Genomic DNA, 22,894 nt, shown 5'->3' with positions numbered 1-22,894 from the left:
TATCGATTGTATTGCGACATTGATTGCAATGAGAAAATATTAAATTAATATTAACAATTGATCCGGTATTCACTCGCTGTTTTCATCCCGTGTCGGCCTGATAAAAAATAAGCGCTGCCATCACCGCGTTATAAATAAATACCGCGATAGATAAAAAAGAATTAAAGAAAAATAAAGAGAAATACAATAACGGTATATGCGCTCGCTATTTAAAATAACGAACTGACTGTATTAACGCGATAAGTGGAAAAATACGCTTACGGATAGGTGTGACGGGTAACGCTGTGTCAGCCCTGCGCTAACGCCTGACGTAATAACTCCGCCAGTTTCCGCACCGCCTGTTCGGTTTTGCTCTGCCATTCAAACGAGGCATTAATGCGGAAATAACGATCGAATCTATCATCAGTGGTAAACATTCGTCCTGGCGCAAGGCTAATGCCCTGAGCCAACGCCTGCTGATATAGTGTGATGCTGTTGCTGCCTTCCGGCAGCCCCAGCCAGATAAAATAACCGCCCTCAGCATAATAAATATCCACTTCAGCCGGGAAGCACGCTTTCATTGCCTGATACAGGCGTTGCTTACGCTGCGCTAGCGTGCGCCGCAACCGCCGCAGATGGCTGTCATAATTGCTGGTTGCCAGATAATCGGCTATCGCCAGTTGCATCGGCGCGCTGGTGGCAAGCGTGCTCATTAATTGCAACCGTTGAATACCTTCAGCCGAGTGCCCCGCCGCAACCCAGCCAACGCGAAATCCGGCCACCAGATTTTTAGAAAACGAGGCGCAGTGCAACATACGCCCATCGCTATCCAGCGCTTTGACCGGCAGCGGCCGGTGCTTGCCGCTGTAGAGCTCACCATAGACATCATCTTCAATCAGCGCGACCTGATAGGTGCGCAACAACGCAGCCAGTTGCTGCTTTTTCTGCCAGGACAAAGTGTAACCCAGCGGGTTGTGAAAATTGGTCATCAGCCAGCAGGCACGGATGGGATAGTGCTGCAAAGCCTGTTCGAGCGCGGCCAAATCAATGCCGGTATGCGGGTCGGCGGCAATGGTAATCGCTTTAAGTTGCAGCCGCTCTATCGCCTGTAGTGCGCCATAAAACGCAGGCGACTCGATAACAACATAATCCCCTGGCCGGGTCAGCCATTGCAGGCACAAATTGAGCGACTCCAGCGCCCCGCTGGTGATGACAATTTCATCAGGTGACACCGCGATACCTTGCAGCGCATAGCGCTGGGCTATCTGCTTGCGCAGTTGCTCGTTGCCGGGCGGCAGGCTGTCAACCGCGCTCTCCGGTTGCATGCGCCGTGCTACCTGCGCCAATGAACGCGTTAACTGGCGCTGGGGAAACAGGCGCGGATCGGGAAAGGCTGAACCAAAGGGCACCACCGCAGGGGAGCGGCTGGCGCGCAATACATCGAAAATAAAGTCATTCACATCGACCTTTTCAGCCAGTTGTACCGCCTCGCCACAGGCAAGCGGCGTCGCCGGGCGTACAATATTCGGCGCAACGTAATAACCTGACTGGGGGCGGGAAACGATCCGCCCCTCACTCTCCAACAGTTGGTAAGTATGCAGCACCGTCATCAGGCTCAGGCCGCAATGCGCCGCTTTCTCACGCAGCGAAGGCAACTTCTCCCCAGGCCGCCAGAGACCGGAATGCAATTGCTCACGCATTTGATGGGCTAACTGCTCAAATTTAGCCTGCTTTGCACGGCCCACCGCCATCTCTCCGGCCTTGCCCGGATTAACGGGAAAGGGCGTGCTGCACAAAATCACGCAGCAGCCGACGCGCCCACACCGGCTCTTCGTTCGCCACCAGTTCCGGCAGCGCGCTGTGACGCAGACAGGCGTTCATGACTGCGGCATCCATCTCGGGGTGAAACTGAAAAGAGAGGGTGTGTGGCGCATAGCGGATTATCTGGCAGCCGTCGAGCTCCGAGGCAGCCAAGACCTGTGCGCCTGCCGGAGGGGTTATCACCGACTGGAGATGGCTCAGATACGCGCTAAACTGCGCGGGCAGCGCCGCCAGTAACCTATCCTCTGCCGCTTGTTCATGCAGCGTTACCGTTTTCAGCCCCATCTCTCGCCCGTTCGGGTTATCCGCCACCTCGCCACCCAGCGCATGCGCCAACAACTGGTGCCCATAACAAATACCGAGCAAGGGCCGCCCCATGCCGACACGTTCGCGCACCCACTGTGCGGTGCGCTCACTCCACGAAAGCTTATCCGTCACCATTGACCAGGAGCCGCTAATGATGGCCGCATCATGCTCTTGCGCTGGCGGTAAGGCATCACCGGCATCGGGCCGTACCACCTGCAAATGCCCCCCGGTGTATGCCAACTCCTCTGCCAGCGCCTGGCTAAACCAGTCGGCCTGTTGTCCCACGGTACGGGCGATAGGTTCAGGAGGCTCGCCCATCTGAACAATCAGCAAAGAGCGGGCGGGTGTGGTGGCGGTGGCGTCTGGCATGGTCATGGCGTGGGTTAACCTCTGGAGAAAACGAAATGAACCATGACCCTATCATGCCGCGCCCGCCGCTGTCATCGCTCGAGCGTCGCGAGAACCGCTCTAGCGATAGCCTATCGGACAGGCCGGTTACTCTAGGCCGTTGGGCGAGGGGATATCAGCCCGGTTTTTTCAGGCGGTGCGGTGTATTTGGCCTGTGAAAAAACGTCATAAAAATAGAGCGCCCCTTTCGTCTGCCACAACCGCTTGATGCGCGCTTTGACGGCGGTCTCGACGTTAGGGCTATTGAGAATGGCCTCAAGCGTGGCGCGGGAAACATGGCGGCTGTTGTACCATTCGCCGTTGTAGCACACCCGCAAATCCAGTTGGTCTATGTCTTCGTAACGGTAGCGGGGGTTGATATCCATTGACATCGCCAGCGACATCGCCACTAAAAAAAGCGTGAACCCCATGACATAAGGCAGGCCGAAATACGGCGCGTACCAGAGTATCATCGCCACCGGGATATAACTGACCAGCATACCGCCGAACAGATACGGGTGGCCGCGCATAAACTGTCGGCTGAAACGCACGCGGTTGTCGCGCCGCTCCTCACGGTTAAGCCGTTCAATTTCCTCACAAAGCAGGCGCTCTATCTCCTCCATGCCGTTCTCCACGCTGATGATGACACGAGCGGCACGTTAGCATGCGCCATTGCGCTATAACAGATACAGTTTGGTTAGAAAAAACTATAACAGTTTGTCATGCCGGTTTTCGCCCTGCCCGTTATCCGTGCGGCCACTGGCTGGCGGCAATTAACGCTTGTCCCAGCGACAGGCCGCCGTCGCCTGCCGGCAGACGTTCAGGCAACAAAAATTGCATTCCAGCCAGCCGTTGACGCAGCAAACGCACCAGCAAGCGGTTATGCATCACCCCGCCACAACACACCACCGTATTTAACTGATGCGCCCGTGCCGCCTGCCGTACCAGTTCAGCCAGCCCATCGGCCAGCGCCACATGAAACGCCAGCGCCCGCGCCGCCGGTGACGCCGTATACGCCAGCCACTGCTGCCAGAATGTCGCCAGGTCGAGGTGCTGACCACGCAGCGGCATCGTCACCGGGAACGCGGCTGTGGTGGCATCCTGAACCGGGTGCTGGCGCGCCAGCGCTTCCAGCCAGCAAGCAGCCTCGCCCTCCCAACTCTGCTCACCGGCAAAACCGCAGGCGGCGGCAACGGCATCAAATAAACGCCCGGCGGAAGAGGCCAGAGGCGCATTGAGCCCACGGGTAATCGCCTGCGTCAGTAGCGTAATGGCCGCCGTCGGGATAACCCGGGCTTCGTCATACTGCTGCCAGTGCGGCACAAACGCCTGCCACTGCGCCAGCAGGTTGCGCCACGGCTGGCGCGCAGCCATATCGCCGCCCGGTAGCGCCACCGCCGGTAAGCCGCCCAGATACTGGCAACGGGCGTAATCTACCCGCAGGCACTCTGCCCCCCACCAGCGCGACTCGCCGCCATAACCAATGCCATCCAGCGCCAGGCCAATCACCGCGCCGCCGTCGCGTGGCCACTGATGCTCGGCCAGACAAGCCACAATATGCGCGTGGTGGTGCAACACGCTGATGCAGGGAATAGCCTGCTGTTGCGCCAGTTGCTGCCCGAGCTGGTGGCTGAGATAACCGGGGTGTGCGTCAACCACAATCGCCTGCGGCGTGAAACGGTAGATATCGGTAAACAGCGCCTGCGCCTGCTGGTATTGCTGCATCACCCGCTCTTCGGTCAAATCCCCCAGATGCTGGCTGAGAATGGCGCTTTGCCCACGCAGCAGGCAAAAGGTGTTTTTCAAATCCGCACCCATTGCCAGTAGCGCAGGCACATCATCAAACCCCGGCGGCAGCGGCAGCGCATCCGGTACATACCCGCGCGCACGCCGGATAACACTTGCGTGCCCGTCATCAAGCCGTACCACCGAATCATCCGCACGCTGCACGATGTCTCTGTCATGCATGAGCCAAAGATCGGCTATCCCGGCAAGCGTCGTTAATGCCTCGCCGTTATCCAGCGCGGGCGGTTGACCATTGGCATTACCCGAGGTCATCACCAGCGGTCGTCCGGTCGCCGCCAGCAACAGATGCTGCAACGGGTTGGCGGGCAACATAAAGCCCACTTCATCAAGCCCCGGGGCAATCGCATCGGCCAGCCCACTGTCCGGGCGCAACGCCAGCAACACAATCGGTGCCGCCGGGCTTTGCAGTAACCGTAATGCCGCCTGGGTATCCGCAACCGTGCTATAACGCGCCAACGCCTCCGCCTGATGCAGCATCACCGCCAGTGGTTTAGACGGGCGACGCTTGCGCGCGCGCAAGCGGGCAACGGCCTGCTCGCTGCTGGCATCACAGGCAAGATGAAAGCCGCCAATCCCTTTCAGTGCCACAATTTGCCCATCGCCTAATGCAGCTGCCGCCTGCGCAATGGCGTCACGGCCACTCGCCCGCGTGCCGGTGCTGTCACACAACCACACCTGCGGGCCACACACCGGGCAGGCATTCGGCTGGGCGTGAAAGCGTCTATCCGCCGGGTGTTGATACTCTTGCTGGCAATCCGGGCACAGCGGAAAAGCGGCCATTGAGGTATAAGGGCGGTCATAGGGCATCTGGCGGATGATGGTAAAACGCGGGCCGCAGTGCGTGCAGTTGATAAAGGGGTAGCCATAGCGACGGTTTTTCGGGTCGAACAGCTCCTGACGGCACGGCTCGCAGGTGGCGGCATCCGGCACGATATGGGTATCCATCGCACCGCTGCCGCTGTGTTCAATGACAAAATCATCCGGGCTCTGCGCCCAGTGATAAGGCTGACAGGCCAGCGCGTCAATCTGCGCCAGCGGCGGGCATTCGGCGTACAGTGCGCTAATGAAATCCGCCTCGGCGCTCGCAGGCCACAGTCGGACTAACACCCCTGCGCCGTCATTTAACACGCTGCCTTTCGCTCCCAGGCGGTGCGCAATTTGCCAGACATAAGGGCGAAACCCCACCCCCTGCACTTTGCCCTTAACGCGAATCTCAATGCCGGATGTCGTCTGTACATTAATCGCTGACATAGGTAAGAACCTGTACCTGGGATCTCCAGGATGGAGTTTTTGCAGCAAAGACGCGAAAGTTCATTTTTTCTGCGTCAAAAACTGTGCTGAGGTGGGTGACTTCGCCGGGTGAGCCGCATGGATGCGGCGAAAGCCTGTGCCGTGCCGGGAGCACGTCACAGGCGGCCCGAACAGCGAAGGCGAACGCCGAAGGTACCGCGCAGCGGCACAGTTTAGCGACCAGCCAGAGGTCAAGGAGAGGCGGCGTTTGAGCCTCTCCTTGTCGTGCGTGCGATGAAAGAACAGAGAAACCATATGGCTTATCGCGCACGAAATCCCTCACTATCTTGCCAATAAAAATAGTTCGGCTGTTTATCAACAGCTGCTTGTCAGCAAATCCTTGGCATCGGTTCGCTGTGGGGTAAATCCAGCAGGCGGGAGGTGCCAAACACCCCGCACAGCCGCACCTGTTTTTGCTCGGTGACGTGGCCAATCACCGCCGCATCACGCCCGAGCGGATGGCTGCGTAGCGCATCCAGCACGGCATTTTCCGCCTCGGGTGAAACCACCAGCACCAGTTTGCCTTCGTTGGCAAAATTCAGCGCCTCCAGCCCCAATAATTCACAGATGCCGCGCACTTGCGCTTTGACCGGCAGCGCCGCTTCGTTAACCGACATCCCGCAGCCGCTGGCTTCGGCAAATTCATGCAGAATCGCCGTGACGCCGCCGCGCGTGGCGTCACGCAGCGCCCGCACGCCGTCAATGTGGCGCAGCGGCGCAATCAGTGGCGTCAGTACGGCGCAATCGCTGTGCAGGCTCGCTTCGAGACCCAGGTTCTCACGCAGGTTCAGGATAGTTGCGCCGTGGTCGCCAAGCGTGCCGCTCACCATCAGCCGGTCGCCGGGGCGAATTTCACTGGCGGCCCAATTCACCTGCGGCGCAATCACGCCAATCCCGGCGGTATTGATAAAGATTTTGTCTGCCGCCCCGCGCGGCACCACTTTGGTATCGCCGGTGACTATCTGGATACCGGCATCGCGGGCGGTCTGCGCCATCGAGTTAACAATGCGCCACAGCGTTTCGCCCGCAAGCCCTTCTTCCAGAATAAACCCGCAGGAGAGATAGCGCGGTGTCGCGCCGCTGACCGCCAGGTCGTTGGCGGTACCGCACACCGCCAGCTTACCGATATCGCCGCCGGGAAATTCAATCGGGTCAATGACGTAGCTGTCGGTGGTGAACGCCAGCCGGTCGCCTTGCGCACTCAGCTCTGCCAGCGGCAGGCGCGCCTGATCTTCACGCGCGGCCAGCAATGGGTTATCAAATATCGGCAGAAACAGGCTTTCAATCAGCTGTTGCATCGCCCGCCCGCCGCTGCCGTGCGCCAGGGTTATCTCTTTTGGCAATAAACTGTGCTTCATCATGCGCACTCCCGTCGATACTGATAATAAGCCGCACACGCCCCTTCGGATGACACCATTAGCGCGCCAATGGCATTCTGCGGCGTACAGCGTGCGCCAAACAGCGGGCAGTCGCCCGGTTTACAGCGCCCGGTTAAAACATCGCCACAGCGTGATAGCGGCTCATCCGCCACCTGCTGCTGTTGCGGATTAAAACGGCGCTCGGCGTCAAATTCCGCATACTCTTCACGCAATTGCATCCCCGAGTTAGCGATGTCGCCAAGCCCGCGCCACTCGCTGTGGGCCTTGGTTGTAAACACCTCCGCCATCGCCTGTTGCGCCAGCACGTTGCCGCTGTCGGGCACAATACGGCGATACTGGTTTTCCACCGCACAGCGGTCATCATGTAACTGCTGCACCAGCATCAGCAACGCCTGTAAAATATCGAGCGGTTCAAACCCCGTCACCACAAACGGTTTATGGAATTGTTCACATAACGGCTGATACGGGTGTGAACCAATCACCATGCTGACATGCCCCGGAGCCAGAAAGCCGTCGATGCGCAGATCCGGCTGCTCCAGCAGGCTTTGTAATGTCGGGATGATGGTAATGTGCTGACAGAACAGCGAAAAATTGTGTACCCCACGGCGTTTCGCCTGTTGCAATGTCAGCGCGCTGCCGGGCATGGTGGTTTCAAACCCCAGCCCGAAAAATACCACCTGCCGGTCGGGGTGTTGCTGCGCCAGTGCCAGCGCATCGAGCGGCGAGTAGACCACGCGCACGTCTGCGCCGTGGCGTCGGGCATCCAGCAAGGAGCCGTTGCGCCCCGGTACACGCATCGCGTCGCCAAAGGTACAGAAAATCACGTCGGGGCGCGCGGCAATCTCCAGGCAGGCATCAATGCGCCCCATGGGTAACACGCATACCGGGCACCCCGGCCCGTGTACAAATTCAATTTCTGCCGGTAACAACCGGTCAATGCCAAATTTGAAAATGGCATGGGTGTGCCCGCCGCACACCTCCATCAATTGCAATGGCCGGGTTTTCAATTCTGGCATGTCATCCACCAGCGCCTGAATCCGTTGCAACAGCGCTTTGGCTAATTCGGGGTCACGAAATTCATCCACGTACTGCATAGACTGCTCCGGTTTGCCTGACTTCATCGAGCTCCAGCCCGACGGCCTGCATCGACTGGAGGGCGGCCAGGGTTTCTTGCGCTTCCTGCTCATCGAGCAGACTCATGGCAAAGCCGACGTGTACCAACACCCATTGCCCCACCAGACTTTCCGGCGAGCCCTCACAGACCAGCGCGATATTCACCTCACGCTGCACACCGCAGACATCCACCCGCGCCGGATAATGCAGATCCGGCCCGACCGCGACCACTTTACCGGGAACGCCCAGACACATAATCAGCCCTCCGCCAACGGCAACGACGGCTGTGCCGATGCGTGCAACAGGGCGGTCAACTGTTTTTCCAGCCATGCCAGCCAGCTTTCCATCCCCTCGCCGGTACGCGCCGATAGCGCAATTACCTCAATGTGCGGGTTGACGCGACGCGCGTTGGCCACGCAGGTTTCCACATCAAAATCGAGGTAGGGAAGCAAGTCTATCTTGTTGATAATCATCAGGGACGCGGCAGCAAACATGTGTGGATATTTCAGCGGTTTGTCTTCACCTTCGGTGACGGACAGCACCGCTATTTTGTGGCGCTCGCCCAGGTCAAACCCCGCCGGGCACACCAGATTGCCGACGTTTTCAATAAACAACAGGCTACCGGTGGGCAACGGCAGGCGGTGCATGGCGTCATGCACCATTTGCGCATCGAGATGGCACCCCTTGCCGGTGTTGACCTGAATCGCCGGGACGCCGGTCGCACGGATACGCTCGGCATCGTTGGTGGTCTGCTGATCGCCTTCAATCACCGCACAGGGCAGGTTTTTTCCTATCAGATGCAGGGTGTTGGTCAGTAGCGTGGTCTTGCCCGACCCAGGGCTGGAAACCAGATTCAGCGCCAGAATATGCGCGTCATCAAAGTGCTCGCGGTTATGCGCGGCAAGCTGGTTATTCTTGCTCAACACATCCATTTCAATCTGCAACAAGCGCTGCTGGCCAATGCCCGGCGCGTGTGTGCCCGCCGCGCCTTGTCCATAATGTAAGTCTTGATCCTGCTCTACCGGCTGGAAAGGCGCGTCATGCCGTGCCGGGCGAGCCTGTGCATGGTCATGGTCATGGTCATGGTCATGGTCATGGTCATGGTCATGAATATGATGATCGTGCCGGTCGTGGTGGTGATCACCGGAATGGGCATGATGAGAATGCGGCTGCGCTACGCCATGATAGTGGTGATGAACATCACCGTGGTGATAGTAGTAATGGTGGTGATGAATAATCACACCCGGCGCAGCCGACGGTGCCCCGTTCTCATGATGATGTTCATGACCATGGTGATGCGTGTTGTCATGCCCGTGTTCATGGTTGTGGTCATGGTCATGATTGTGGTCATGGTCGTGTTCGTGATCATGGCGGTGCACATGATGATGGTGATGACCATGAGACAGGCTGTGACTATTGCCGTGGGTATGTTCATGAGAATGAGCGTGGGTATGGGAGTGGGGGTGTGAATGCGCTGCTTCATCACCTTCAATCCGGCGTTCTCCTTCGCCACAACCGCATGTGGTACACATTGCTATAACTCCTTCGGTCAAACCAGACCGCGTTGAACGGATGACTCGCGCCGAACGCCGCGAGCTACTCAATCGCCAGTTGCTTTAATTGCAGGCTGTCGCCGCTGTCAACACGCAAATTGAGGCTGCCGCAATGCGGGCAGCCGCTGTCATGGCTGACGACCTCTACCACCTGGCTGCACTCCCAACACCAGGCCTGCGCCGGGCGTATCGACACGTGCAACTGGCAATCCTCAGCCAATGTCTGACGACAAACCGACTCAAAACAAAACCGCAGCGCGCTCTCTTCAATACAGGACAGCGCGCCAATCTCCAGCCATACGCCCGTCACCCGGCTGGCACCGTGCTGACGAGCTTGCTGTTCAATCAATTCCAGCGCGTTATAGCACATGGATATCTCATGCATGACCACCACTCCGATAACGACCAAACAGCGCCCGACGGCCAAGATTTTGCGGCGCATCGGCATCGCGCACCGGTAGCGCCAGCGCCATGCGTACACTTTGCTGCGCCAATTGCAGCGCCTGCTCTGCATCCAGTGACGGGTCAAGCGGCGACATCAGCGAACAAGACAGATACTGCTGCCCGCTATCGCTTTCGCTCACCACAAACGTCACATCGCCACAGGGTAGCGCCAGCGCCAGACGCGTAGAGACCTCACGGCGCGGCCACTGCTGTTCGGGCCCCGGCAACACCAGCAGACTCATCATCCACGGCGTTAGCAGGCAACCGATCCACTGCTGTTCAAACAACGTAAAACCACAGGCCCGCACCGCAATACCCTGACGATAAAACGGCAATGACTGCATACGCTCTTGCGCGATACGACTGAATTCACTATCCAGCCAGGCCTCAGGGCTCTGATCATGCCCCGCAATCCATACCAATTCTTTGCGCTCATCGGGTATTCGCGACGGATTATTGCTATTGCCACCGGCCGGGGGCGAAAAAACGTCACTCACCGCACACCTCCTGCGTCGCGCGCTCCGTTACCGTTACACCGCTGTGACGCAATGCCGCAATGATGTGCGCCAGCGCAGGCTCCAGGGCTCGGGTCACGGTATCGGACAAGCCGATACCGGAATCCAATGTCTGTGGCACAACCCCCACCAGCGTCAGCTGGCGGGGAAACTCGCCGGTCAGTTGCAGCGCCATCAGCACATCGGCCAACCCTAACTGGTGCGGGGAAATCTTGCGGGTAAACAACGCCGGGACTTCCCGGTCACGCAGCACCGTCACGCTGCCCGGCTCCTGACCGGTCAGCACCGCATCCGCCACAATTAAATGGTCGCGTCCGGCCATGCACTCCATCAGCTCCATGCCGCAGGTGCCGCCATCAACGATATCGACCGTCGGCGTCAGAACGTACTGCTGTTCCAGTCGCTCCACCAGCCGCACCCCGACCCCTTCATCACTGAGCAGAATATTGCCAATCCCCAACACCAGTATGTTCATCACAGCACCTTCACCCGGGTGACTTCGTTGCCGTTAACGGTATCCACCACATGTACCGCACAGGACATGCACGGGTCGAACGAGTGGATAGTGCGCACCACTTCCAGCGGTTTATGCGGGTCAGCCACCGGCGTACCCACCAGCGACTGCTCATACGGGCCAGGCTTATCGTCACCGTTGCGTGGGCAAGACGTCCAGGTGGACGGCACCACCGCCTGATAGTTGGTTATCTTGCCGTTTTTGAACACGATCCAGTGCGACAGCATGCCGCGCGGCATTTCCCCAAATCCGACGCCGTGAAACTCGGTATCGGGTGAGAAATCCGGCTTGATGAAGGTTTGGTGGTCGCCTCTGCCGATGTTGTCCACCAGCGCCTGCCACTGCTGTGCCAGCGTATCTTTCAGCACACAGCAATGCACGGTGCGGCCAATCACCCGGCCTAATGTGGAGTGCAGGTGTTTTTCTTCCAGTTGGCGACCGCTTAACGCCTGATAAGCCGTTTTTATCGCGCCAAAATGTGCCTGAGTGCCGCTGTGTTTCGCCGCCAGACTGCAAAGCAGCCATGCCAGCGGGCCGACTTCGACGGTTTTGCCGTAGAAGGTTGGCGATTTCACCCATGAGTATTTGCCGTCTTCATGCCAGCCGGTGTAGTTCGGGCGCGTCAAACCCTCCCACGGGGCCAGCGGCTGATCGTCCTGATACCAGGCGTGCTTACCGCTCTCGCGAATACCGTCTATCAGGAATGTGTCGCTATGGCTGGTAATGGGGCGATAGCTCGACAGGTCGCTATTTTCGATATAGCCGCCCGGCAACAGGAAACTGCCGTTCTTGTTGTCGGTCGGTAACTCCGGCACGCTCAGGTAATGGTCAGCGCCGCGCCCAAGCGTCAGCCATTGCGGGTAATGCGCGGCAATGACGGCGCAATCGACTTTGTAGACCTGCTCGATAAAATCGCCCAGCCGGTCGATAAAGCTTTTCACATACATCAGGCGTTCAAGGTTAAGCACGCCCGGCGCATCGAGATTTATCGGGTTGGCAACCCCGCCGACCGCCAGATTCTGAATGTGCGGTGATTTACCGCCGAGGATCGCCACAATACGGTTAGCATCGCGCTGGCATTCCAGCGCCTGCAAATAGTGAGCGACGGCGATCAGGTTTACCTCCGGCGGCAGTGACATCGCCGGGTGCCCCCAGTAACCGTTGGCAAAAATCCCCAACTGGCCGCTGGCCACCAGATCGTTCAGTTTCTGCTGTACGCGGGTGAACTCTTCGGCGCTGTTCAACGGCCAGTGAGAAAGCCCCTTTAACATCGCCGCCGCTTTTTGCGGGTCAGCTTTCAGCGCGGAGGTGACATCCACCCAGTCCAGCGCCGACAACTGATAAAAATGCACGATATGGTCGTGAATACTGTGCGCCGCCAGAATCAGGTTACGGATGTGCTGCGCATTCACCGGCACATTCAGACCCAGCGCGTTTTCCACCGCACGTACCGAGGCGATGGCATGTACCGTGGTGCATACGCCGCAAATGCGCTGCACGATCATCCAGGCGTCGCGCGGGTCACGCCCTTTGACGATTTCTTCCATACCGCGCCACATGGTGCCGGATGACCAGGCCTTGGTGACTTTGCCGTTTTCTATTTCGCAGTCAATGCGCAGATGCCCTTCGATACGGGTAATGGGATCAATGGTGATGCGTTGGCTCATGCTTTACCTCAGCCTGATGATGCGTGTGTTCGCCTGTGAGCGCGGGCAGTACCGGCAGCAGACGGATTAACAAGATGTAGGCGCAGACCTCAATGGCGACAAAGCCGATAGAGATAAGGATTTCCTGCGCTTTGGGAAAATAGTGGTAGCCATTGCCTGGGTTAAACGCCAGCAGCGAGTAGCTAAGACGCCACAGCGCCGCGCCAAACAACATGCAGAGTGCGCTGACAAACAGCCAGCGGGCATTCTGGCGGCAGCGTGATTGCTGAAGCACCACCAGCGGCACCAGCATCAGCGCCATTTCGCACCAGAACATCAGCGCAAAGCGATCGCCGGCAAACAACAGCGCCGTTTTCTGATGCCAGACGATTTCCCCCACTCGCACCAGCAAAAACAGCAACACCAGCACGCGCGTCAGCACCGTCAGCTTGCGAAACAGCGCTTGCTCATCCGGCCCGCGCCCCTTCAGCCCTGCCTGCACCAGCGAGCCTTCGAAAATCACTATCGAAAAGCCCATGATGAACGCCGTCAGCAGTGACAACAGCGGCAGCAGTTCATAGCTCTGCCACAGCGGATGCACTTTGTAACCGGCGGAAATCATCAGCGATCCCATCGAAGACTGGTGCATGGTCGGTAATAGCGCACCCAACGCAATGATGAAAAACATCACCTTGTTGAGCCGTTTTAACGCCACGTTCCAGCCGAAGCGCTCAAAGACCACCGGCGCAAATTCCAGCGCCATCACGCCGATATAAATCGTCATGCACACGGCGGTTTCAAACAGCACCGAGTTGGTGTTGAAATAACCGGGGATGTAGAAGTAAGGCAGGTTCCAGTAGCGCCCCACGTCAATGGTGATAGACAAGCCACCGAGGGAATAACCGAACAGGCTGGCAAGCAGCGCCGGTCGTACCAACGGGTGATACTCTCCCCGGTTAAACACGTACACCGCCCAGGCCAACGCCCAGCCGCCGCAGGCAAAGCCGGTGCCGACCAGCAGGTCAAACGCAATCCAGATCCCCCACGGGTAGCCGCCGTTAAGATCCGCCACCGAGCCGATACCGAGAAACAGACGCTTCACGATAAGGATCGCGCAAATTGCGACCAGCGGAGCCAGCAGCATCACCGGCCAACTCACCAGCCGCCCACCCAATGGACTTGCTTTATGCGCCGTCATGGGGTTTCTCCTCTGAGTGATTCTCCGCTGCCCGTTCAGCACGGGTATTACGGTGTACCAACACCGACAGACCCGCTAACACCGCCAGCGGCAGCACCATGCCTTTGTACAACGTGTGCTGGATGTGTTCTGAACGCGCCCCGGTAGAGAGCGGGTCGAGCGCAGGCATTTCCAGATTCTGATAAGGCACACCGGCCAGCACCAGCACCTGGGTGCCCCCGGCCTCTTTTTCACCGTACACATAGCGCTCATAGCTTGGCACCGTGTGCAGATAGGTGTCTTTGGTGCCTAGCGTCTGGCGCGGGTAGGCATACTCATCGCCCGGCTGCAAGGCCAGCCGCCGTTTCGCCTCGTCCAACAGCTGTTCCCGCGTGCCATAAATCACCGCCCCGGTAGGACAAACCTCAACGCACCCCGGCATACCGCCTTTATCAAGCCGCGCCAGCTCGGGCTGGTTGCACAGCTCGCACTTGTGGATTTTGCCAAGCGCATTCTCATAGTCGTACTTCGGCACGTTGAACGGGCACGCCACCATGCAGTAGCGGCAACCGGTACAGATGCTGGCGTCGTAATGCACCACGCCGGTTTTCGGGTCTTTCTTCAGCGCCGACACCGGGCATACCGACACACAGTTAGGATCAACGCAGTGCATACACTGTTTTTTGATGTAGGCGTAACCGTCCTTCACCTGATCCTTGTTTTTACCCTCGCCGCTGCTCCATACCTGAATGATGTTGTTGGTATAGGGGCTGAGTTTGTCGTTATTCGACCACGTCGCGGCACCACCGGCATACACCGTACTGTCCGGTTTATAGTCGAGCTTGTTGAGCTGCTGGCATTTACTGACGCACGCCTGACACCCGACACACAGTGTCGAGTCATATAACATGCCAAGCGCACCGGGGATCGGCGCGCGATTTGTCGCCGCTGCCTGTGTCGAGAGCGGTGCCCCCGCCAATAGCGCCCCGGCGGAGGCCAGCTTGAAAAAATGGCGTCTGTTCACCGCTTAACCCTCCCGGGATGAATTTCCGCAATCCTGCTGTTTTTGCTGACGGCCCAACTCGCGTACCGCCATCAGGCTAACCCCGGCGACTGCGCCCAGCACACCTCCGATAAGCCCGGTGGCGCTGGCAGAGCTGTTTCCGCCTTCAGGGCTATTCACCGCAGGTTTTTCCACTCGCGGCGTCGGGTTTTCTACGTTGGCCAGCTGGAAAATCCCTTTGGTAAAACCGATGCCTTTTTCATTGCAGCCATAGCAAGGGTGGCCGATACCGACCGGCCAGATACCGCCGCCGACGTCGCAAAACTCAAGCGTCGAGCAGTTGCCGTAGGTTTCCGGGCCTTTACATCCCAAATGGTAGAGACACCAGCCCTGCCGATGCCCTTCATCACCAAATTCTTTGGCAAAACGACCGGCGTCAAAATGCGGGCGACGTTCACAGTTTTCGTGAATCAGGCGGGCATACGCGAAATTCGGGCGGTTCTGGCTATCGAGCGCAGGCGCGCGCTGATAGGTGATGACATGAGCGACGGTCGCCAGAAAGTTATGCGGATTCGGCGGGCAGCCTGGAATATTGATGATGGTTTTTCCCGGCAGAACCTCCTGCAAACTGGCCGCGCCAGTCGGGTTGGCCCCGCTTGCCGGCACGCCGCCCCAGGCAGAGCAGGAGCCGATAGCAATAATCGCCGCCGCATGCTCTGCTGCCGCACGAATATGCTCAACAATCGGTTTACCGGCCACCATGCAGTAAATACCGCCATCTTTGAGCGGAATAGACCCATCCACCACCAGCACATATTTCCCTTTATAGCGCTCAATAGCCCGGTGTTTATTCTCCTCGGCCTGCTCACCAAAAGCGGCGGACAGCACCTCGTGATATTCCAGCGAAATGGTATTCAGCAGCAGGGTTTCAATGGTCGGGTGGGTCGAGCGCAACAAGGACTCCGTACAACCGGTACATTCCTGTGCGCCAATCCAAATCACCGGCGGACGCTGGGGAGACGTCAGTGATTGGGCCATTTCCGCTGCCGCTGCATCTTTTAACCCCATGGTGGCGGCCAGTGCGGCACATAGCTTCATAAAATCACGGCGATTAATACCGTGATGGGAAAGCATCATATTTTCCCCATTCATTCTTTATTATTCTCCTGTAGCAAGGTCGGAGTAACACAATTACGTGCTGGCATAGGATAATGAGTGAAATAACATTACCGACTTGATCTTTATCAAGTGGTCTGGGGATAGGCACATTATTTATGTGCCTTATGTGACGTTATCCGCAGCGGGATTTTTTTGAAATCTTTCGCAGCCCGGAGGAAATGAGAAAATATCTCAATGCGTTCCAAAGGCATATTTTCTGTGATCTAAAATAGCTTAATCGATTTAAGTGTGCGTTATATCTCTTATAATAAAAATATTATCTTATTGATTTTAAATATTTTTTAATTTAATCCTTTCGCTATAAATAAGATTTATTTTCTTTTTCCTCTTCACGCCACTTTGATTAAATAATATAATTACTTTACATACTTTACTTTTAAAACGAGCCGCTTGAGATAAAGCCGCTGCCGGATTCATACTATTCAGATTATTGAAGTTATTGTCCGCTATTTTTTTTGATTATAAAAAAACAGCCGTTTTAAACGGCTGTTCTCTTTTCGAACGATGAAATAAATTTATTCAATTCCACGACTGCGCAGGTAATCTTCATAGTTACCGCTAAAGTCAACCACTTTGCCCGGCGTCAGTTCGATAACGCGGGTTGCCAATGAACTGACGAATTCCCGGTCATGGGAGACAAACAGCAGCGTGCCCTGATACATCTCCAGCGCCATGTTGAGTGACTCGATGGATTCCATATCCAAATGGTTGGTGGGTTCATCCATGATAAGAATATTCGGCTTTTGCATCATCAGCTTGCCAAACAGCATGCGGCCTTTCTCACCACCAGAGAGCACCTTCACTTTCTTGCGGATGTCATCTTGCGAGAACAGTAACCGGCCCAGCACGCTGCGCACCGCCTGTTCATCATCACTCTCTTGCTTCCACTGGCTCATCCAGTCAAACACCGAGAGATCGCCATCAAATTCGTATTCGTGATCCTGTGCGTAATAGCCGATGCTGGCATTCTCTGACCATTTCATCGTCCCGGCATCCGGCGTTAGCTCACCGACCAGCGTTTTCAGCAAGGTGGATTTACCGATACCGTTGGTGCCGAGAATAGCCACCTTCTCACCGACCTCTATCAGCATTTTCAGGCCGCTAAACAGCGGGCCGTTATCAAAGCCTTTGCTCAGGCCGTCCAGCTCCAGCGCATTACGAAACAGTTTTTTATCCTGTTCAAAGCGAATGAACGGGTTTTGACGGCTGGAAGCTTTCACTTCCTCAAGCTGGATTTTCTCTATCTGACGGGCACGCGATGTTGCCTGACGAGATTTGGACGCGTTAGCGCTAAAGCGGCTGACAAATGACTGCAACTCGGCAATCTGCGCTTTCTTTTTCGCGTTATCTGACAACAGGCGTTCGCGCGACTGTGTTGCTGCCGTCATGTATTCATCGTAGTTGCCAGGATAAATACGCAACTCGCCGTAATCCAAATCGGCCATATGGGTACAGACCATATTCAGGAAGTGGCGGTCATGGGAAATGATAATCATGGTGCTGTTACGTTCATTCAGCACCTGCTCCAGCCAACGAATGGTATCAATGTCCAGGTTGTTGGTGGGTTCGTCCAGCAGCAGTATATCCGGGTTGGAAAACAGCGCTTGCGCCAGCAGCACACGCAGTTTCCAGCCGGGGGCGACTTCGCTCATCGGGCCATAATGCAGATCCTGCGCAATACCAACGCCCAGCAGCAACTCACCGGCGCGCGCTTCGGCGCTATAGCCATCCATTTCACCGTATTTCACTTCCAGGTCGGCGACCCGGTAGCCATCCTCTTCGCTCATGTCACTCAGCGCATAGATGCGATCGCGCTCTTCCTTGACTTGCCACAATTCGGTATGGCCCATGATGACGGTATCCAGCACCGTATATTGCTCAAAAGCAAACTGATCCTGGCGCAACTTACCAAGGCGCTCATTAGGATCAAGCGCGACGTTTCCCGTCGTCGGCGCCAAATCGCCTCCCAAAATTTTCATAAAGGTAGACTTACCGCAGCCATTTGCGCCAATCAAACCGTAGCGATTACCACCACCAAATTTGACGGAAATGTTTTCAAACAATGGCTTACTGCCAAATTGCATCGTAATGTTGTTAGTTACCAGCACCGCATTTACTCAGTTAACAATGTGATTTGGCGCGCATTATGCCATAAGCCGGTGCGAGAATCCCGGTGAATATCGAACACTTTTCAACCAAAAAAGAAATGCAAGAATCTTACTCCCTCTGATACCGGCCAGGACAAGACAGCCCTCTCCTAAGCCGCCATAATAGCAGCTGATTTTATTTGCCCAGGGAAGTCATGATGCCAACACCACGCCGCTTCAAACAGGTTGATGTATTCAGTCAACAAGCCTGTAAAGGAAACCCGCTTGCCGTCATTCTCGATGCCGATGGCCTTGATGACGAAGCGATGCAAGCTATCGCTCGCTGGACAAATCTGTCAGAAACCACCTTTGTTCTTACGCCCGATGACCCACAGGCCGACTATCGCGTGCGTATTTTTACGCCAGCGCAAGAGCTGCCTTTCGCCGGGCACCCGACGTTAGGCACGGCTCATGCCTTGCTGGAAGCAGGACTGGTTCCGCATGTTCCCCATCAGCTTATCCAGCAATGTGGTATCGGGCTGGTGCCGATTGCGCGCCATGATAACGGCCAATTGGCATTCCGCGCGCCGGATGCCCTCTTATCGATGCCGGATATTGGCCAACCGGGGCTGACTGGCGATGCCATTGGCAGCCACTTTCATCACACCGCTCACCCCGTGGTCAGGGTTGATATGGGCATTCGCTGGCTAACCGTTCCGATGCAAAGCGCTCAAGCCTGCCTGCAGGCAACGCCTGACTCAACATTACTGCAACAATTACTGGAAAAGACCCAGTGTGATGGGGTTGCGTTGTACGGCCCGCATGAAAGCCATCATGAGCTGGATTACGAAGTCCGAGCATTCTTTATCGCTGGTGAAACGCTGGTAGAAGACCCCGTGACAGGTAGCGCTAACGCCTGTATAGCCCGAGTGCTGCAACATCAGCCGTTGCCGGAATGCGCCTCTCCCCTTCTTGGCTATCTGGTACGACAAGGCACGATGCTCTATCGGGACGGCCGCATCAGCGTGACTTATGTGGATGGCTACCCCTGGATTGGCGGGCACAGTAATACATTGATTAACGGACACATTACGCTATGACAGTCTCTGCCGGTCACGTGACTGACGTTCATCCTCAGAAAGGTCAATTATCGCCAGATCGTTATGATCGATAAATTAATGTGACTTTCATCACGAAAAAGTTGAAATCGCGTTTCTGATCTACTACTATAAAAACCGTGACGAACATCACATTAAATCACCTGATTAACACTAACGGAGAATACACATGAACGCATTCACTGGCTTTTTCAAAAAACTGGCAGACATCTATGTTACCTACTGCGAACGCATCGGCTCTATCATCAGCCCGTTTTAATATGAGCGCCGTAGACTAAAAGCCGCCATCAGGTTGTACATGGCGGCTTTAGTTTTTCTCCCATCCCGCCACCTTCCATCCCATCTATCATCGCGTTTTCACCCTAATTACCGTCCGTTTCTCTGTAGCCTCTTGCGCATTTCCCCCTTGTGACACACATCGTTCTGCTTATCAGTTAATCGTGCCGTTTATTATTAACCGTTGCGCCCCGTATTTCTCAACGCCGCAATTGCAGCCATAAAAAAAGCCGCGAACATGTCGCGGCTTTTAGCTGGAACAAAGAAGGGCATTACATCAACGGCTGCGCCAGTTGCACCAGCGAAATCAGCGGTTGTGGATAGAGGCCCAGCAGCAAGACTAATACCGAGGAAATCAGCACGACAACGCCACCCGCCGTCAACGCCCAGTTATTCGGCGTATCACGGTTTAGGGTTTGCGGCGCGCTCAAATACAGGCTCACCAACACACGCAGGTAGTAGTACAAACCAATGGCACTGCCTACCACCACAGCGGCACTAAGCCACCACAGGTGTGCGCTCACGCCAACCGCCAGCACATAGAATTTGCCGAAAAAGCCGAGCGTCATCGGGATACCCGCCAGTGATAACATCATCACCGTCATCACCGCAGACAAAATCGGCTTATGCCAAAACAGGCCACGGTAAGAGAACAGCGAATCGGCATCCGGGCCGCGATAAGGGCTCGACATCAGGCTGACAACACCAAAGGCACCAAGGCTGCTGAACAAATAACCCGCCAGATACACACCGATGGTTTCCAGCGCTAACTGGTGAGTCTGTACCGCAATCAGCGCAACCAGCAGATACCCGAGATGCGCGATAGACGAGTAACCCAGCAGACGCTTGATGTTGCTCTGCGCGACGGCCATCAGGTTGCCAAACAGAATAGAGGCAAAGGCTATTACGGCTAATGTGGTGCGTACCGATTCGCTATCCACCAACGGCGCATAGAGAAACAAACGCATTACTGCACCGAAAATGGCAATTTTGCTGGCTGTGGCCAAAAAAGTCGAAACCGGCGCAGGCGCTCCCTGATACACATCGGGCGTCCACAAATGGAACGGAACCAGCGACAATTTAAAGCCTAAGCCGACCAGCATCATACCGAGCCCCGCCAGCAATAGCGGTGCATGCAACTGGTGATCACTCAGGCTTTTACCGAGACTGGCAAAACTGAGGTTGCCAGAATCGGCATAGACCAGCGCCATACCAAACAGCAGGAACGAAGACGCAGCAGCGGACAGCAACATGTACTTGATAGCCGCTTCCAGCGAACGCTTTTGGCGAAACGCATAGCCAACCATACCGAATAACGGCAGAGAGATAAGCTCGATACCGATGAAGAACGCCGCCAGATGATTGGCGCTGGCTAACAGAATGCCGCCCATCGCAGCAATCAACACCAGCAGGTAGAACTCATCTTTGTTATCGGGATACCCTTCAAGCCACGGATAGGCAAAGGTACTGGTTGCCAGACTCGCCGCTAACACCAACCCGGTATAAAACATGGAAAAACCATCGACCCGGATAAGCGGTGTGACATCTGTCGGCCCAACCTGGCCGACCAGATATAACGAGAGCAGCGCAATATTCAGGCCGATAACCGTCAGTGTTGCGTTGATAAAATGGTTGCGTCGCCACGCAATGCACAGCATCACCACCACGACTGTTAATCCAACGATTAACAGTGGCGATATCGCGATTAGTTGTTGAGGAGTTATTGTCATGGCGAATTACAGCCCTGTCGTTGAAGTTGTTGAACCCTGAACCGCTGACGCAAACCAATGCTGGATATTTGCCATCGCTGCACCAGAGGTGTCCAGAATCGGTTGGGGATAAACACCCAGCAATACCAGCAACACCACCAGAAGCAGAATCAGAAACAGTTCACGGACGGTCATATTCTGCAACGGTGTTTCTGACTTCGGTGCGCCGTAGAAGGCACGCTGCATCATCACTAATGAATAGACCGAAGCAAAAACCAAACCAAATGTCGCAATCACCGTGATAACCGGAACGACAGGATAGCTGCCGAACAGGATCATGAATTCGCCGACAAAGTTCCCCGTACCCGGCATACCGAGTGTTGCCACAGCAAAAAACAGTGACAGTGCAGGCAGATAGCGAATCCGGCTCCACAAGCCGCCCATCTGACGCAAATCACGGGTATGCAGACGCTCATATAACTGGCCGCAGATAATAAACAGCCCCGCAGCTGACAGACCGTGGGCAATCATCTGCACAACCGCACCCTGGTAGGCCAGTTGGCTGCCGGAATAAATGGCAATCATCACAAAGCCCATATGCGACACCGAGGTGTAGGCAATCAGGCGTTTGATATCGGTCTGTTTGAACGCCATCCAGGCACCGTAGAAGATACCGATGACGCCAAGCCACATGGCAACTGGCGCAAAGTGGTGCGAAGCATTCGGAAACAGCGGCAAGCTAAAACGCAACAGACCATAAGCGGCGGTTTTCAGCAAAATCCCCGCCAGGTCAACAGAGCCGGCTGTCGGCGCCTGGCTGTGAGCATCCGGCAACCAGCCGTGCAACGGCACCAACGGCATTTTCACCGCGAAAGCGATGAAGAAACCGAGCATCAGCGCGTACTCAAGACCGAACGACATCGGCGTTTTCAGCAAACGGGCGTAATCAAACGTCCATTCGCCGGTGGCACCATGATGGACAAACACCAGCGCCAGAATAGCAATCAGCATCACCAGACCACTGGCCTGTGTGTAGATAAAGAACTTGGTCGCTGCGGCGATACGGGTCTTCCCGTCAGAACCTTTGTGTCCCCACAGTGCTATCAGGAAGTACATCGGCACCAACATCATTTCCCAGAAAAAGAAGAACAGGAACATGTCGATAGCCAGGAACACACCGATAACACCGCCAAGTATCCACAGCAGGTTCAGGTGGAAAAAGCCCTGATAGCGCTGAATTTCACGCCAGGAACAGAGAATAGCCAGCACCCCTAACAGGCTGGTCAGCACGACCATCAGCAAAGACAGGCCGTCCAGCGCCAGGTGAATGGAAATACCAAAGCGCGGGATCCAGTTGAGAATGAATTCAGACTGCCACTGGGGCAAACCTGTTGGCGTCGCCAGCGAATAGCCGCCTTGCAGCCACAACTGCAATGACAGCACCAGAGTCAACCCCATGGAAATCAGCGCCACCCAGCGCGGCACGCGAGAGCCGTAAGCGCTCAAGCTGCCAACACAGCAGGCCACCGATAAAGGGGATAAGAATCAGCCAAGGTAGTAGCATGGCGTTTTGTGTCCCTAATTTAAAGAAA

18 protein-coding genes and 1 pseudogene are annotated in these 22,894 nt (G+C 56.0%); 1 reads left to right on the top strand and 18 read right to left on the bottom strand.

What is annotated here, in order from left to right; translation table 11 throughout:
• Positions 1–287: 287 nt before the first annotated feature.
• The 16 genes from O1Q98_RS05875 to O1Q98_RS05800 form a co-directional block, all read right to left on the bottom strand.
• A complete protein-coding gene (locus tag O1Q98_RS05875; RefSeq protein ID WP_278143694.1) occupies positions 288–1,679 on the bottom strand; it encodes an aminotransferase-like domain-containing protein in 1,392 nt (463 codons plus the stop codon).
• 70 nt (positions 1,680–1,749) lie between these two features.
• Positions 1,750–2,481, bottom strand: coding sequence for a glutamine amidotransferase (locus tag O1Q98_RS05870; RefSeq protein WP_125260074.1), 732 nt, complete (start codon positions 2,479–2,481; stop codon positions 1,750–1,752).
• A gap of 125 nt (positions 2,482–2,606) precedes the next feature.
• A complete protein-coding gene (locus O1Q98_RS05865) occupies positions 2,607–3,116 on the bottom strand; it encodes a YlaC family protein (protein ID WP_125260075.1) in 510 nt (169 codons plus the stop codon).
• A 121-nt stretch (positions 3,117–3,237) separates the two neighbouring features.
• Positions 3,238–5,550 (bottom strand): carbamoyltransferase HypF, encoded by a 2,313-nt coding sequence (hypF, locus tag O1Q98_RS05860; protein WP_125260076.1) that lies wholly within the window; start codon positions 5,548–5,550, stop codon positions 3,238–3,240.
• A 368-nt stretch (positions 5,551–5,918) separates the two neighbouring features.
• Entirely contained in the window at positions 5,919–6,947 is a 1,029-nt protein-coding gene (gene hypE, locus O1Q98_RS05855; RefSeq protein WP_125260190.1) for a hydrogenase expression/formation protein HypE, read from the bottom strand.
• Complete coding sequence (gene hypD / locus O1Q98_RS05850; RefSeq protein WP_125260077.1) at positions 6,947–8,062, bottom strand: hydrogenase formation protein HypD; 1,116 nt, start codon at positions 8,060–8,062, stop codon at positions 6,947–6,949. Before hypD ends, hypE begins: the two co-directional genes overlap by 1 nt.
• On the bottom strand, positions 8,046–8,336 hold the full coding sequence (gene hybG / locus O1Q98_RS05845; RefSeq protein WP_125260191.1) for a hydrogenase maturation factor HybG: 291 nt from the start codon (positions 8,334–8,336) through the stop codon (positions 8,046–8,048). The genes hypD and hybG overlap by 17 nt, the downstream gene beginning before the upstream one ends.
• Before the next feature lie 2 nt (positions 8,337–8,338).
• On the bottom strand, positions 8,339–9,613 hold the full coding sequence (hypB, locus tag O1Q98_RS05840; RefSeq protein ID WP_125260078.1) for a hydrogenase nickel incorporation protein HypB: 1,275 nt from the start codon (positions 9,611–9,613) through the stop codon (positions 8,339–8,341).
• 64 nt (positions 9,614–9,677) lie between these two features.
• The gene (gene hypA / locus O1Q98_RS05835) at positions 9,678–10,019 is read right to left on the bottom strand and encodes a hydrogenase maturation nickel metallochaperone HypA (RefSeq protein WP_125260079.1); all 342 of its coding nucleotides are present in this window, start codon (positions 10,017–10,019) and stop codon (positions 9,678–9,680) included.
• The gene (hybE, locus tag O1Q98_RS05830) at positions 10,012–10,521 is read right to left on the bottom strand and encodes a hydrogenase-2 assembly chaperone (protein ID WP_416232424.1); all 510 of its coding nucleotides are present in this window, start codon (positions 10,519–10,521) and stop codon (positions 10,012–10,014) included. The genes hypA and hybE overlap by 8 nt, the downstream gene beginning before the upstream one ends.
• A gap of 46 nt (positions 10,522–10,567) precedes the next feature.
• A complete protein-coding gene (locus O1Q98_RS05825; RefSeq protein ID WP_125260081.1) occupies positions 10,568–11,068 on the bottom strand; it encodes a HyaD/HybD family hydrogenase maturation endopeptidase in 501 nt (166 codons plus the stop codon).
• On the bottom strand, positions 11,068–12,774 hold the full coding sequence (hybC, locus tag O1Q98_RS05820; RefSeq protein WP_125260082.1) for a hydrogenase 2 large subunit: 1,707 nt from the start codon (positions 12,772–12,774) through the stop codon (positions 11,068–11,070). Before hybC ends, O1Q98_RS05825 begins: the two co-directional genes overlap by 1 nt.
• Positions 12,752–13,951 carry a Ni/Fe-hydrogenase cytochrome b subunit gene (gene hybB / locus O1Q98_RS05815; protein WP_125260083.1) on the bottom strand — a complete coding sequence of 400 codons (1,200 nt, stop codon included), beginning with the start codon at positions 13,949–13,951 and terminating at the stop codon, positions 12,752–12,754. The genes hybC and hybB overlap by 23 nt, the downstream gene beginning before the upstream one ends.
• Complete coding sequence (gene hybA / locus O1Q98_RS05810; RefSeq protein ID WP_125260084.1) at positions 13,938–14,954, bottom strand: hydrogenase 2 operon protein HybA; 1,017 nt, start codon at positions 14,952–14,954, stop codon at positions 13,938–13,940. Before hybA ends, hybB begins: the two co-directional genes overlap by 14 nt.
• 3 nt (positions 14,955–14,957) lie before the next feature.
• Complete coding sequence (hybO, locus tag O1Q98_RS05805; RefSeq protein WP_125260085.1) at positions 14,958–16,085, bottom strand: hydrogenase 2 small subunit; 1,128 nt, start codon at positions 16,083–16,085, stop codon at positions 14,958–14,960.
• Between the two features lie 542 nt (positions 16,086–16,627).
• Positions 16,628–18,220, bottom strand: coding sequence for an ABC-F family ATPase (locus O1Q98_RS05800; RefSeq protein WP_125260086.1), 1,593 nt, complete (start codon positions 18,218–18,220; stop codon positions 16,628–16,630).
• A gap of 197 nt (positions 18,221–18,417) precedes the next feature.
• Between O1Q98_RS05800 and O1Q98_RS05795 the strand changes: the two genes are divergently transcribed.
• Complete coding sequence (locus O1Q98_RS05795; protein ID WP_125260087.1) at positions 18,418–19,299, top strand: PhzF family phenazine biosynthesis protein; 882 nt, start codon at positions 18,418–18,420, stop codon at positions 19,297–19,299.
• Between the two features lie 566 nt (positions 19,300–19,865).
• Here the strand turns inward: O1Q98_RS05795 and nuoN are convergent.
• Together nuoN and nuoM are read right to left on the bottom strand one after the other, a co-directional pair.
• Complete coding sequence (gene nuoN, locus O1Q98_RS05790) at positions 19,866–21,323, bottom strand: NADH-quinone oxidoreductase subunit NuoN (protein ID WP_125260088.1); 1,458 nt, start codon at positions 21,321–21,323, stop codon at positions 19,866–19,868.
• Between the two features lie 6 nt (positions 21,324–21,329).
• Positions 21,330–22,866, bottom strand: a pseudogene (gene nuoM / locus O1Q98_RS05785) (NADH-quinone oxidoreductase subunit M).
• Positions 22,867–22,894: the final 28 nt, after the last annotated feature.

The sequence above is a fragment of the Dickeya lacustris genome (assembly GCF_029635795.1).
Classification (GTDB): domain Bacteria; phylum Pseudomonadota; class Gammaproteobacteria; order Enterobacterales; family Enterobacteriaceae; genus Dickeya; species Dickeya lacustris.
Note: the sequence above shows the minus strand (reverse complement) of the source record. Positions and strands in the feature narration are given on the sequence as shown.

Excerpts from the sequence above, each read along its gene's own strand:
- hypD (WP_125260077.1), bottom strand. The coding sequence starts at position 8,062 with ATGCAGTACGTGGATGAATTTCGTGACCCCGAATTAGCCAAAGCGCTG.
- hybO (WP_125260085.1), bottom strand. The coding sequence starts at position 16,085 with ATGAATGGGGAAAATATGATGCTTTCCCATCACGGTATTAATCGCCGT.
- hypE (WP_125260190.1), bottom strand. The coding sequence starts at position 6,947 with ATGAAGCACAGTTTATTGCCAAAAGAGATAACCCTGGCGCACGGCAGC.
- hybB (WP_125260083.1), bottom strand. The coding sequence starts at position 13,951 with ATGACGGCGCATAAAGCAAGTCCATTGGGTGGGCGGCTGGTGAGTTGG.
- O1Q98_RS05870 (WP_125260074.1), bottom strand. The coding sequence starts at position 2,481 with ATGACCATGCCAGACGCCACCGCCACCACACCCGCCCGCTCTTTGCTG.
- hybC (WP_125260082.1), bottom strand. The coding sequence starts at position 12,774 with ATGAGCCAACGCATCACCATTGATCCCATTACCCGTATCGAAGGGCAT.
- hybG (WP_125260191.1), bottom strand. The coding sequence starts at position 8,336 with ATGTGTCTGGGCGTTCCCGGTAAAGTGGTCGCGGTCGGGCCGGATCTG.
- hypB (WP_125260078.1), bottom strand. The coding sequence starts at position 9,613 with ATGTGTACCACATGCGGTTGTGGCGAAGGAGAACGCCGGATTGAAGGT.
- O1Q98_RS05825 (WP_125260081.1), bottom strand. The coding sequence starts at position 11,068 with ATGAACATACTGGTGTTGGGGATTGGCAATATTCTGCTCAGTGATGAA.
- O1Q98_RS05865 (WP_125260075.1), bottom strand. The coding sequence starts at position 3,116 with ATGGAGGAGATAGAGCGCCTGCTTTGTGAGGAAATTGAACGGCTTAAC.
- O1Q98_RS05875 (WP_278143694.1), bottom strand. The coding sequence starts at position 1,679 with ATGCGTGAGCAATTGCATTCCGGTCTCTGGCGGCCTGGGGAGAAGTTG.
- hypA (WP_125260079.1), bottom strand. The coding sequence starts at position 10,019 with ATGCATGAGATATCCATGTGCTATAACGCGCTGGAATTGATTGAACAG.
- hypF (WP_125260076.1), bottom strand. The coding sequence starts at position 5,550 with ATGTCAGCGATTAATGTACAGACGACATCCGGCATTGAGATTCGCGTT.
- nuoN (WP_125260088.1), bottom strand. The coding sequence starts at position 21,323 with ATGACAATAACTCCTCAACAACTAATCGCGATATCGCCACTGTTAATC.
- O1Q98_RS05795 (WP_125260087.1), top strand. The coding sequence starts at position 18,418 with ATGCCAACACCACGCCGCTTCAAACAGGTTGATGTATTCAGTCAACAA.